The organism is Microcosmobacter mediterraneus (assembly GCF_031846265.1).
Classification (GTDB): Bacteria; Bacteroidota; Bacteroidia; order Flavobacteriales; family Flavobacteriaceae; genus Microcosmobacter; species Microcosmobacter mediterraneus.
In genome coordinates this window covers 177,678-190,780 of sequence record NZ_JAVRIA010000003.1, presented here as the reverse complement: position 1 = coordinate 190,780, position 13,103 = coordinate 177,678, and the positions used below count along the sequence as shown (strand labels likewise).

The 13,103-nt window shown below is 33.2% G+C and carries 6 protein-coding genes; all 6 read right to left on the bottom strand.

Annotated elements, in window-relative coordinates:
• Position 1 precedes the first annotated feature (1 nt).
• Positions 2-2,104 carry a PKD domain-containing protein gene (locus tag RM697_RS07330; protein WP_311427219.1) on the bottom strand — a complete coding sequence of 701 codons (2,103 nt, stop codon included), beginning with the start codon at positions 2,102-2,104 and terminating at the stop codon, positions 2-4.
• Positions 2,105-2,115: 11 nt separating this feature from the next.
• The gene (locus RM697_RS07325; protein WP_311427218.1) at positions 2,116-3,588 is read right to left on the bottom strand and encodes a RagB/SusD family nutrient uptake outer membrane protein; all 1,473 of its coding nucleotides are present in this window, start codon (positions 3,586-3,588) and stop codon (positions 2,116-2,118) included.
• Between the two features lie 4 nt (positions 3,589-3,592).
• Positions 3,593-6,640 (bottom strand): SusC/RagA family TonB-linked outer membrane protein, encoded by a 3,048-nt coding sequence (locus RM697_RS07320; protein ID WP_432277881.1) that lies wholly within the window; start codon positions 6,638-6,640, stop codon positions 3,593-3,595.
• Positions 6,641-6,881: 241 nt separating this feature from the next.
• Positions 6,882-9,692, bottom strand: coding sequence for a helix-turn-helix and ligand-binding sensor domain-containing protein (locus tag RM697_RS07315; RefSeq protein ID WP_311427216.1), 2,811 nt, complete (start codon positions 9,690-9,692; stop codon positions 6,882-6,884).
• Positions 9,693-9,805: 113 nt separating this feature from the next.
• Positions 9,806-11,095: a UDP-N-acetylmuramoyl-tripeptide--D-alanyl-D-alanine ligase gene (locus RM697_RS07310; RefSeq protein WP_311427215.1), complete on the bottom strand. Its 1,290-nt coding sequence runs from the start codon at positions 11,093-11,095 to the stop codon at positions 9,806-9,808.
• Between the two features lie 63 nt (positions 11,096-11,158).
• A complete protein-coding gene (gldJ, locus tag RM697_RS07305; protein ID WP_311427214.1) occupies positions 11,159-12,853 on the bottom strand; it encodes a gliding motility lipoprotein GldJ in 1,695 nt (564 codons plus the stop codon).
• Positions 12,854-13,103: the final 250 nt, after the last annotated feature.

Below are 13,103 nucleotides of genomic sequence, written 5' to 3'. Positions count from 1 at the left end.
TTTAAATTTTTACAAGCTTATATTGCCAGAATACACCAGCTCCTGATTCGATAATAACTTCCATGGTGTTGTTATTATCTGATAATGTTATATCATAAGTTATAGAGCTTGGCACTGCAACCATAGGAAGTTCTCCATCATTGTTAGCTTTAGGCACACCTAAATAAGCACCAACACCATTTAAGGTAAGTGTTCCAGCACCTTCATTATAGGTAAACGTAGCTGGGTTAGAACCATCATGCGGAGCAATTGGCGCTCCACAAGCATCACCAGCTCCACTTTGCCAGCCTTCAATCCAAGTATCTGCACCTAAAGAATTGGTAAATGAACCATCAGCTCCAAATATGTATGTATCATCAAAGTAACATGCTCTTATTTCTCTACATGGTGCATCACAGGTAAACCATTGTGTATCTCCTGGCGCAGGACCAACACCAATACCAGTATCTTCATCTGCTATTTGCCAAGTGCCTTCAAGAGGATTTGATGATGTATCCAAATCTCTAATTAATTTATATTGCCAAAATACACCTCCACCAGCTTCAATGGTTACTTCCATTGTGTTATTGTTATTGGATAAAACAACATCATAAGTTATAGAACTTGGTACTGCGACCATAGGTAATTCCCCATCATTATTAGCTTTAGGTACACCTAAATAAGCACCTACTCCGTTTAAAGTTAACGTACCAGAACCTTCATCTAAAACATAAGTTGCAGGATTAGAGCCATCATGAGGTGCAATCGGTGCTCCACAAGCATCACCAGCACCACTTTGCCAACCTTCAATCCAAGTATCTGCTCCGAGAACATTCATAAATGAGCCATCCTCACCAAAAACGTAAGTATCATCAAAATAACATGCTCTTATTTCTCTACATGGTGCATCACAGGTAAACCATTGTGTATCTCCTGGCGCAGGACCAACACCAATACCAGTATCTTCATCTGCTATTCTCCATGTACCAGCTATACCATCGGCAGGATTTGTTGGTGATTTGTAGAAATAGACATTATCTATAAAGAAATCGAAAGTACCTGTTGGTAGACCAGAGAAAATCAATTGTTGGATTGAATTTGTTGCTGTCATTCCTGCATCAGTGAAAGCACTCATAGGTATCTCTAGAGAAACCCATTCGTTTTGTGGTAGATCATCAAAAACGATCTCAGCTTCTGTTGCATCACCACCAAGATCTACTAATTTTACTCTGAATGTTGTAGCATTTACTGACCAAAAATCTAAGTAGAAAAACTCCATGTTAGAAGCGTCTACAGCATCTGCACCATAAAACTCAACGCCTACAAAATCTGCATCAGCATAGAATTTTACATCATCTCCATCAATTTGAGTGTCTGTTAATATACTTGTACTCCAATCTGATCGCCATGAACTAACATTAACATCTAAGTCATAGGCATTACTAAACATAGAAATAACGTCATTTTGATTTCTATTTGGAGGGTTTGGTGCTGCAGCTAAAGGTTGAAGTATCTCAGTGACTACAAACTCTTCAGAATATACTGTGGTTTCTATCGCTGCACTAAATGCAGTTACTGTTATAGTGTATGTGCCTGCGTTTTCGTAGACAAAACTTACAGTATCTTCAATATTAGCAGCAACTGGATCGCTTCCAACTTGGCCAAAATCTACTTCGTAATTCATTGCAAAATCAGCTTCTGCAGTAACATTAACTTGCTTAGATATTGCTGCATCATTCTCTATGGTTACTACTAAGTTTTGTGGTGCTTGAAATGATACCACAACTGTTTGTGATACTGTTGTTGATAAGCCATTAATTCCATTACCAGTTATAGAGGCTTCATATGTGCCTTCTTCATAAATATGATCCACACTTCCGCCTGGTTGTATCTCTCCAGATGCATCTGAACCATCACCAAAATTAATGATAAAGCTAGTGACACCTTCTCCTAGAGGAGTCAAAGTGACTAAACCTGAATTATCCTGAGTTACACTGACACTTGCAGAAATATTGGTAGGTGCAGCAATAGCATCTACAAAATCTGTATTATCATCATCTTGAGTACAACCAAAAAAGGCTAATACTACAAGCGTAAATTTTAAAATGTTTTTTATTCTTTTCATGCTTCTTTTTTTTAATATCCTGGATTTTGTTCCCAGTTACCATTAGAGAATTGAATTTCTTCAATTGGAATAGGGAATAATTCATTTTTGTTTGCTGTAAAACCATCAATTTCTGTACCTCTACCTGTTCTTACTAAATCAAAGAAATGATGACCTTCACCAACAAGTTCTACTCGTCTTTCATGATAAATAGCATCGGTTAATGCATTTCCTCCAGCTGTTACGTCGCCTAAACCTGCTCTAAACCTAACTCTATTTAAGTATTGTCTAGCTTTTTCATCATCTATACCACTTCTATTAAAGGCTTCGGCAGCCATTAAAAGAACATCGGCAAAACGAATAGCTCTGTAGTTATTAGGATTTGTAAGGTTTAAATCACCTTGTGCATTAGCACTTCTTTTTCTTGGTAAATACTTTCTGTTGAAAAATCCGGTGTGTTCAAAACCAGTTCCGAAAGTTGCACCAGTTGCTAAAGCCCAAGCTTCAATATCTAAAATTGCAACGTCTTTTCTTATGTCACCTGCTTCAAACTCATCAACAACATCTTGTACAGGCACGTTGAAACTAAAACCAGAAGTAAACTCTGGACCATCATAACTTCGTACACCACTAAAACCTACTGCAACATTTCCTTCACTACATTGTAAGCAACCAAATCCTGCGCCCTCTACGTCTGTATATTGAACTTCAAAAACAGACTCGATACCGTTTTCTCCTTCATTTTCAAAAATACTATTGTAATCAGTAACTAAATCATAAGGACCACTTAATATTAAGTTATCTAAAACACCAGCGGCAAGTGAGAATTCATTTTGATATAAGTGTGCTTTTCCAAGAAGAGCTTGCGCTGCACCTTTGGTAACTCTACCTGTTTGAGGTGCTGTATATGATAGTGTATTAATAGCAAATTCTAGGTCAGATTCTATAAGATTGTAAACCTCTTCTACTGATGCTCTTGGTATTGATGTTTCATCTCCCAATTGAAAACGCTCATCTACTTTTAAAGGTACACCACCAAACCATTTTACTAGTTCAAAATAATAATATGCTCTAAGAAATCTAGCTTCCGCTATGTAAATTTCTTTACCAGGAAAATCTGTTCTGTCTTGGAATTCTAGGATATAGTTTGCTCTGTTTACACCAGCAAACATCCAATTCCAAATATCTCTAAGATTACCGTTGACAGGTGTGTGAATCATATCATCTATTTGTTGCCAACCGACTACATCTGTTGCGCTTTCACCACCACAGAGAGTATTATTTGATGCGATTTCTCCCAGTATTGCATTAGCATATGTTGATTGTAACATATCGTAAGATGCAATTAAGGCATTAAAATAATCGCTCTCTGAGTTGAAGTAGTTCTCTGAATCTATAGAGTAAACGGGATCTCTATTAACAAACTCATCTGTACAGGATAAGTAAGCAACTACTATGACTAATAGTGCTGCACTTTTCTTAATTATATTATTTTTCATTTTCATTTTTTTAGAAGTTAAGATTTATACCGAATAGATAAGTTCTTGGAATTGGATAGAAACCGAAGTCTATTCCGCCACCAATAGGAGCTCCGTTAGAAGCACCAGGATCATAACCTTTGTATTTAGTAAATGTATACAGGTTGTTTACACCAGCATAAATTCTTGCTTTTGTCATACCAATTTTATCAATAACGTCTTGAGGTAGTGAATATCCAACTTGGATATTCTGGATTCTTACATAAGAGGCATCTTCTACAAAGAAGTCTGAGAATACATTGTTAGATGTAGCCGCAGTTGTTACTCTAGGTATTGTGTTACTTGTACCTTCTCCAGTCCAACGTCCTAACACATAATTTAATCTGTTTACATCAGTCAACGTACGTTCATAATTTCTAACCATATCATTTCCAATAGATGCAAATGCATAGGCTGTGAAATCTATATTTTTATAGTTAAATGTTAAGTTAAGGCCCATAGTCATATCTGGAATTGGATCTCCTAGATTAACCCTATCGTTAGGATCTATAACACCATCATTGTTGGTGTCAACAAAACGCAAATCACCAGGAGCTGCATCTGCACCTAAGGCAATTTGTGATGGATGTGCATTTACTTCACCTTGGTTTTGGAATATACCATTAGTTTGATAACCGAAGAAATAACCAATTGGTTGACCTACTTCCATTCTAGATATAGCTGGTTGACCAACACCAAAACTACCACCTTCAAGAAAACCTGTACTATTATTTACTTCGGTAACTCTATTTGACAATGTAGTTAGGTTGTAATTAATATTAAAATTAAAGTCATCTGAAATATCTTCTTTGTATGTGATTGCAAATTCAAATCCTTTGTTTTCAACTCCACCAGCATTTACAGTAGGAGCAGCTCCACCAGGAGCAGAGACTCCGACAATACCAGATACAGGAATATTAGATATTAATAAATTATCTCTTTTATTGATAAAGTAATCTGTAACAATATCTACTTTATTATCAAAAAGTTTTAAATCTAAACCAACATCAAATTTTTTGGCTTCTTCCCATTGTAAATCTGGGTTTGGTAATTGGCCAATAGCAACACCATTAATAAGTGTACCATCAAATACATAAGTACCTTCTCCATTTAATTGCCCTATGTATCCATTGTTAGGAATTTGGTCATTACCCAAGATACCATAACTAACTCTAAATTTCATAAAGTTCATAAAACTAGATTCTTTAAAAAATTCTTCATCAGAAACAACCCAACCAGCTGTTACAGAAGGAAAATAAGCCACTCTGTTTCCTGGTCCAAATCTTGTTGATAAATCTCGTCTAAGCATGGCAGAAAAAAGGTATTTACCTTTGTAATCATATTGTAATCTAGAGAAGAATGATAATCGTCTTTCATCATATTGATAAGATCCAACTGTTATTGCTCCTGCTGGAGGTGCGCCATTAGCTAAAGCTATATCAGCAAATCCCCAATCGTTATTTGGTACATCAAAACCAGTAGCAAATAAACCATTACCAAATTCTTTATAGATGGTTGTACCAACAGTAAAAGTGACATTGTGGGCATCTGCAAAGGAATTTTTATAAGTACCATAGAAGTCTAAGGTGTAACTATCATCATTAATAGCATTTTGAGAAACACTACTTCTTGGCACATCAAATACTTTTCCGCCATAATCTATTTGCTTTGCAAACGTTTTTCCTTCACTATTTGTTGTATTGAAACCTATACGTCCTGTAAGATTTAAATTCTCTAAAATCTCATAATCAAGAGAAACAGTTCCATTTAATTTTTTGAGATCAAAATCATTGAATGTGTTTTCTATTTGTGCTAATGGGTTAATGATCTCTATACCTAGACCAGGAGTACTTGGTATTAAAGAGAAGTCACCATTACTTTGGAAAGGTGAAAGCGTTGGAGGTGCATTTAATCCATTGAAAAGTACTGATCCTAGTCCAGAATCATTAATAGCATCTCTATCTAAATATGTATAAATAAGATTTGTGTTTACTTTGACTTTGTCAGATAAATCTGCACGTAGCGAAAGCCTAGCTGTGTTTCTTCTGAAATCTGATTTCACAGGAGCAATTATACCTTGTTGATATAAATGCGAACCACTAATAGAGTAAGCTATTTTTTCTGATCCTCCAGAAACACTAAAATCATGACTAATAATTGGTACTGCTTCGTTAAATACTTCTTGTTGCCAATTAGTTCCTACCCCTAATCCACTGACATTTGGAAAAGGGACAGCTTGGCCACCAGCAGCATAACTTTCGTTAAGAATCAATGCATATTCTGTTGCATTTAAAAGCGGTAGCTCTCTTGTAGTTTCTTGAAAACCTACCCAACTGTTATAAGATACTTTTGTTTTAGCACCTTTTCTACCAGACTTTGTGGTAATTAATACAACACCATTTGCACCAATAGTACCATAGATTGCTGCTTGAGCATCTTTTAAAACCGTTATCGTTTCTATATCGTTTGGATTTAAAATGCTTAAATCTCCTTGATAACCATCGATAATTACCAAAGGACCATTAGCACCATTAGTTGAGATACCTCTAATTCTAATATCTAAGCCTGCGCCAGGTGCACCAGATTGTGATGTTACATTAACACCAGAAACGGTTCCTTGTAGTGCTTGTTCTACTTTAATTGGTTTAAGTTCATCTAAAACTTCAGTACCAACTGTAGATACTGCACCTGTAACTTCTCTTTTTTTCTGAGTACCATAACCAATTACAACAACAGTTTCAAGAGATTCTGCGTCTTCCTCCATTAAAATATCTAGAGGATTGGCGTTGGTTACTGTGATTTCTTGAGTTTGATAACCTAGATAGGATACAACTAAAACTGAATTTGTAGGTACATCGTTAAGAACGAAGTTTCCGTCAAAATCTGTTGAGGCTCCCAAACTGGTACCTTTGACAACGATATTTACTCCGGGAAGAGGATCATTGTTTGCTTTGTCTTTAACGTTACCTGTGAGATCTAAAGTCTGTGACCAAGAGAACGTTGTAAAAACAAATAATAAATAGAAAATTTTTTTATTCATCATAGTTATTAAATCTTAGATTTCTAAATTATGAACTTAAGATTATTAAATTCTTAATATTTACCACAATAAAAAACATACATCGTAAAAAAACATCAATAATAATTACCTTTTCTCAATAATAGCTTGGTTTATAAAGATAATCATATCATAGAGAATCTTGGGTAATCTCAGAGCTTATAATGTAATAATTTAAAAATGTTGTGGTTATGTATGGTTAAAAAATCAATTTGTTTAGCTGTTACAAATCAATGATGTAGTTTGTTAAGCTCTCTTCATGAGCTAGACCAATTTTTTTACGTAATCGGTAACGTTTTACTTCTACGCTTCTAGGCGAAATATTAAGTAAAGGAGCAATTTCCTTAGAACTTAAATTAAGACGTAAATATGCACATAATCTTAAATCATTTGGTGTTAAGGTGGTATGTTTAGCTTTTACTTTTTTGAGGAAGTCTTTATCTGCATTATTAAAAGCTTCTTCAAAGAGTTTCCAATCATCTGTATTGTTTATATTTTTATCTATAATTCTAATAACTTTTTTGAGTTCTTCATTAGGAGACTTTTTAAGCTCATTTTTAATAGTGCTTAAGAACTCGTTCTTTTTAATAAGACTCATCGTAGAGATAGCTAATTCTCTATTTTTATTTTCTATATCTTGTTCTAAACTGGCATTCTGGATACGCATAATTTGCTTCTGATTTTCAAGCTCTTTGAGCTCTAACTCTAATCTGTTTTCTTCAACAAGTTTATTTTGCTGTTTTCTGTAGTAATGTTTGTATACATTATGAAGTATTAAAGAGAGTAAGATAAAACCGATTATATATAATACGAGCATCGTATTACTTATATACCAAGGTTTTGCAATACTAAATGTATACGAGGCAATGTTTTCTGTTTCTTTATTATTTATTCGACCTTTAACATTAAAGGTGTAATTACCATGAGGTAAATTTTCGAATGTTTGCTTAGAGTCTGTTGACCAGTTACTCCATGTATCATAAATACCTAAGAGCTGGTATTGATATTCTGCCTTAAAATATTTATCAAATTCGTGAATGGTGTAAGTTATTTCTAGATCGTGCTCCTCGTTGGTAAATTCACCTTCAGAGTTGAGAGATACTCTATTCTTTGAGATTTCATTTTTTCTCTTTGCATTAAATACACTTGTTATTGATGAAGTATAATTTTTATTCGGAATTTTATTTAAGTCTAAAACAATGTATCCATTTGTTGTACCTAGAAGGTACTTATCTGCGTTAAGAGATAATACGTTTTCATAACCTGGTACACTTTTAATAAGCTCATATGGTAATGGAATAGATTCAACTTTTGGAGTACTACTAAAATTACCTGGCTCTATGGATGTAATTTCATTATTAGTAAATAACCATAATCGATTATTTTTTTGATCAGAAATTAATTCACCAGACACAAAACTTTCTTTTGTAAAGATCTTACTTAAATAATTATCTTTTATAAAATCGTTTTCTTCTAGGTTGTATTTGTATATACCATTATTATAGGCGTAATATATTTCGTCATGGTATTTTACAAGACTACTTTTTAATCCTCTTAAAGTGTCATTAATATCAATGGAGTTAACTTTTTTGAAATCACTATCAAGCTCTAATTTTATAATGCCTTTATATTCATGGCTTATAATAATTTCTTCGTTATTAATAAATTCAAAATATTTTGTGGAGATGTTAAAACCATCAATTTTATTTTTAATGGACCAACTGGTGTTTTTCTTTTCTAAAATATATAAGCCATCATAATTCCCTTGAATTAATAGATTTGGTTTATTTGGTATAGGCATGATGTTCCATGTGCCTTCAATATCAGCGATTTTTGTGGCAGTAGCTTTATCTATTATAAACGTCCCTGCATTATGACCACAAAATAAGTTGTTGTTAAGTATTGTTAGATTCCAAACTTGTCCTTGGGTGCCTTCAATGAATTTAAAATCTTCAATGCTATTATAGGTCTTGTAAAATAAGCCTTGGTTTGTTCCAAGAAATAAATAGCCTTGGTGTAAAGCTGAGGTGTAAACAGATCCTAATTGTCCATTAAAATCATCATAGATTTTAATAAGTGGATTCATATTAATACAGGATAAGCCATTGTCAGTTCCTAACCATAAATTGTGTTCTAAATCTTCATGTAGTGCTAAAACGGTATTATTACTTAATCCTTTATTTTGATTTATTTCGTCTAATAATTCACCTTGATTATTTAGAATAAGTAAACCATTAGAAATTGTGCCTAGAGCAATGTGTCCATTCTTTAATTGTATACTACTGTAAGTACTAATGGTTTTAAGTAACTCGTTTAATTGGTTATTCCATGGTCTTATAGAGGAGTTTCCTAAAGTGTAAAATCCTTTGTCTTGAGTTTGCACTAGTAATTTTTCGTCTCTATCAAAGACGTTTATAATTCTGTTACTCATTAATAACGGATCATCACTTACCAAAATGGCTTTTCCGCTTTCAATCTTAAAAAGACCTTGGTTATTTTTTTGAAAATAGATATGATCCTCTACTTTAAACATTTTTGTAATCCCAGTATTTGATTCAATAATACTAAAGGATTCATCAATGGTATTGTATATGTAAATTCTGTTAAGTGATTGAAATAGTATCCAATCTTGAAGTGCAGAAATTTGCCAAAATTGTTCGTCTTCAATAAGATCAACTTTAAGATTTTTGGATAATGAATTATACTGTAACAAACCCATCTCGTCCTTTTGCCAATACCCAAAATCCATATATAAACCAGAGTAAACTTTTTCGTCTATTACCTTAACCGATCTAATAATACTCTCGTTTGGTGAGGGATAAAGCCTCCATTGCTCACCATTAAAAGATAAAAGTCCTTTGTTGTTTGCTATATAAATGGTTTTGGAATTGTCTTGGGTTATAGACCAATTTTGTGTTTCACCATGATAATGTTCTGGAAGAAAATTTTGTATTGGAGGTAGCTCTTGTGAAACCAATTTTGGTATACAAATAATTACAAATGCAATTAAAAAACAGTACTTAAAATGCTTCATAATATCCTAATATTTCAGCAATATTGTACAATATACAACTTTGTATAGTTTTATTAATACTTAAAAAATAACTATACAAATAATATATATCGTAAATCTTCGAATTTTTAGAATTAGATTATATCTAAAAGGCGTTCTAAAGCCATACCTCTAGAACCTTTGATAAGAATTGTAGATTTTTTTATAGGATTCTTGTCTAGATAGTACACTAAATCTGAAAATTGTTTAAATTTTAGAGACTCTGGCTTTGAAAGTTTGGAAGTATAAAAATTTTCGCCAACGAGAATAGTAGAGACCTTAGTGTTCTTTTCAGCATATTCAGCAATATATTGATGCTCTTTTTTGGCGTCATCACCTAACTCAAACATATCGCCTAAGATTGCGAATTTAGAATTAGAGGAGTTGTTTTTTAAATTGTCTAACGCAGCTTTCATACTTGTTGGATTGGCATTGTAAGCATCAAGTATAATTGAATTGCTATTTTTTTTAATTATTTGAGATCTATTATTTTTAGGGACATAAGATTGTATAGCCTTTTTTATGTCTTCTTTATCAACTTTATAATGATGACCAATTGTAATAGAATAGGCTAGGTTTGTAAAGTTGTAATTACCAATTAAATTACTATTTATAAGAGTATCTAAGTATTTTAGAGTAACAAAGTTATTGCTTTGTTCGGTTTGTATTATCTCCAAAACATTTTTACTTTGAGATGCAGAAAACGCAATAGTATTTTTGTAATTTGCTAACTGTTTTACTTGCAATTTATCGTCTAGGTTTGTCACTATAGGTTTTTCATTGGCTTTTAAGTGACTGTATAATTCAGTTTTTCCTTTGATAACACCTTCAAAGCCACCAAACCCTTCTAGGTGAGCTTTACCAAAATTTGTTATTAAACCAATATCTGGTAAAGCAATTTCACATAAAAATTCAATCTCTTTTTGATGATTAGCTCCCATTTCTATAATACCTATTTCGGTATTACTATTAAAGTTGAGTAAGGTTAAAGGAACACCAATATGGTTATTGAAGTTTCCTTGTGTTGCACTTGTATTGTAGGTTGTGCTAAGTATACAATTTATTAATTCTTTTGTAGTTGTTTTTCCGTTACTACCAGTTAATGCTATTACAGGTATACCTAGTTTTATTCTGTGGTATGTTGCTAAAGATTGTAAACTTTTTAAAACGTCGTTTACTTTAATGATGTTTTCTTTTTCTACATCTATATTTTCATCTACTATAGCATATTTTGCACCTTTATTTAGAGCTTCTTTAGCAAATAGATTGCCATTAAAATTATCGCCTTTTAATGCAAAAAACATACAATCCTTGGAGATGGTTCTACTATCAGTACAAACCTGAGAAGATTTAAGAAATAAATGGTGCAGTTTTTCAGCTGTCATGAATTTAACCCATTAAAAAAGTCCTAACAATGTTAGGACTTTTAATTCAAAATATATAATTACTTAGTTACGTTTTTTTGAACCGCCTTGACTTTTAGAGCCAACTCTAGACATTGCGCATCTAAAGCCAATGTAGTCTGTAGCCATATCTTGTGGAAAGTAGCGACGTTGCGCAGGATCAATCCAATACGCTCTATCTCTCCAAGAACCACCTTTATAAACTCTAACATTATCATTTATTAATGATGTTCTAGAATTAGATTTATCATATTCTCTAATAATGTTTCCAGCAGAATCTCTTTCGATTTTATGCTGAGGTGAGTTGTACATTTTACGTGTTTCACTAGGTTTGTTTTTTGAGTCTCTGTTTTCGTCTTCGCTGAAACTCTCACGATATCTCTTAGATGATTTCTTATCACCATCTCTAAAGTTACGATTATCGCTCCTATCAAAGTTAGTTCTTAAGTACGTTTCATTTTCATCAACAGCAACTTTAGCAACTTCACCAGGGAAATTTCTAACAACAACTTTACCATTAGGTAGCGTATCATAAGCCATCTCATCTGTTGTTACAATTCTTGTAGTGCCATCTTCGTTTAAAGCATTTTTGTAATAAACATTACCTCTGAAGTAGTTAAAGTCATTAAACTCATCATCAACAATAGGTCTGTAAACATCAGCTACCCATTCTGCAACGTTACCAGCCATGTCATATAAACCATGATCGTTAGGTTCGTAAGATTTTACTTGAGCAGTAATGTCTGCGCCATCGTCTGACCACCCAGCAATTCCACCATAGTCACCTTTTCCTTGTTTAAAATTAGCTAACTGATCGCCTTTCCATTTACGTTTACCTGAACGTGTGTATTGACCATCCCAAGGATATTTTTTTCGACCTCTGTAAACATTATAGCTTCTTAACTCGCTAAGACCAAGAGCTGCATATTCCCATTCTGCCTCAGTTGGTAAACGATAATCCGGAGAAATTATACCAGATTCTCTTTTAGCATATACATTTATAGGATTTCCTTCAGCATCAGTCTGTTGTTTCCTTCTTCCACCATTTAAAATATCTTCATTGCCACCATAGGTCTGTGATGGTGCATTGATGTAGGCATCAGTGTTAAAATTAGAATCTGCAGTAATATTTTCAGATACTTTAGCATCTCTTCCAATGTAACCAGCTTCTTCTAAGTATAATTCGTTAACACGATCTGTTCTCCAATTTGCAAATTCAACGGCCTGAATCCAACTAACACCAACAACTGGATATTCTGCATATCCTGGATGGCGTAAATAGTTTTCGGTCATCATTTCGGCATAACCTAATCGGTTTCTCCATACTAGAGTATCTGGAAGTGCACCTTTATATATTAATGAATAATTTGGATCGTCTGGCGGATAAACATTTTTTAACCAATCTAAGTATTCCATATACATTAAATTAGTAACTTCTGTTTCATCCATGTAGAAGGATTGAACATGTTGCTGATTAGGACTATTGTTCCAATCATGCATAGGATCATCAGATACTTTACCCATTGTAAAAGTACCACCTTCAACAAATACTAAACCAGGAGCAGTTTGCTGCTCTTTGAAGTTTGTATTGTATTGAAATCCTCCTTTTTTATTATTGATGTTCCATCCAGTGGCTCTAGAACTGTTAGAAGAGCTTGAGGATTTTTTACAGCTGAACATCGCTAAGGATAGCGTTAGGGCTAGTAATATCCTTAGATTTGAGACATTTTTCATATCCATACGTTTTAAGTAAGCTAGTTAAATTTTGATTCGCAATATAATAATAATAGGTTACAAAGCAACCTTTTTTGGAATGAATTTGCAAAAAAAAGTGCATTTCATCCTGTTTTTATTACAGAATATCGGATTTTTAGACCCTTTTTAGCTGTAATTTGTTCTTAGTTAACGACGCCAAAAATAAATTATTGTTGTAATTTTGATAAAAAAAGAAGAGTACAATAATAAGGGTCATTTTGTCTCGTTAATTTAC

Excerpts from the sequence above, each read along its gene's own strand:
- RM697_RS07330 (WP_311427219.1), bottom strand. The coding sequence starts at position 2,104 with ATGAAAAGAATAAAAAACATTTTAAAATTTACGCTTGTAGTATTAGCC.
- RM697_RS07310 (WP_311427215.1), bottom strand. The coding sequence starts at position 11,095 with ATGACAGCTGAAAAACTGCACCATTTATTTCTTAAATCTTCTCAGGTT.
- RM697_RS07320 (WP_432277881.1), bottom strand. The coding sequence starts at position 6,640 with ATGAATAAAAAAATTTTCTATTTATTATTTGTTTTTACAACGTTCTCT.
- RM697_RS07315 (WP_311427216.1), bottom strand. The coding sequence starts at position 9,692 with ATGAAGCATTTTAAGTACTGTTTTTTAATTGCATTTGTAATTATTTGT.
- RM697_RS07325 (WP_311427218.1), bottom strand. The coding sequence starts at position 3,588 with ATGAAAATGAAAAATAATATAATTAAGAAAAGTGCAGCACTATTAGTC.
- gldJ (WP_311427214.1), bottom strand. The coding sequence starts at position 12,853 with ATGGATATGAAAAATGTCTCAAATCTAAGGATATTACTAGCCCTAACG.